The organism is Pseudomonas sp. EA_5y_Pfl2_R50, from assembly GCF_963970475.1.
In the GTDB taxonomy this organism is placed as follows: Bacteria; Pseudomonadota; Gammaproteobacteria; order Pseudomonadales; family Pseudomonadaceae; genus Aquipseudomonas.
The window spans coordinates 1-255 of the sequence record NZ_CAXAPT010000251.1; the positions used below are offsets into that span (position 1 = coordinate 1).

At 59.6% G+C, this 255-nt stretch carries 1 protein-coding gene; it reads left to right on the forward strand.

Features of this window, described 5'->3' with window-relative positions; translation table 11 throughout:
• A partial coding sequence (locus tag AACY19_RS27685) for an EF-Tu/IF-2/RF-3 family GTPase (RefSeq protein WP_339454676.1) occupies positions 1–255 on the forward strand: 255 nt, incomplete at both ends.

The following is a 255-nucleotide window of genomic DNA, read 5'->3' on the forward strand; positions in this document are numbered from 1 at the left end:
CGGGTCGCGGCACTGTTGTGACTGGTCGTATCGAGCGCGGTATCGTTCGCGTTCAGGATGCACTGGAAATCGTTGGTCTGCGTGACACCACCACCACCACCTGCACCGGTGTTGAAATGTTCCGCAAGCTGCTCGACGAAGGTCGTGCTGGCGAGAACTGCGGCGTTCTGCTGCGTGGTACCAAGCGTGACGACGTTGAGCGTGGTCAGGTTCTGGTTAAGCCGGGTTCGGTTAAGCCGCACACCAAGTTCACCG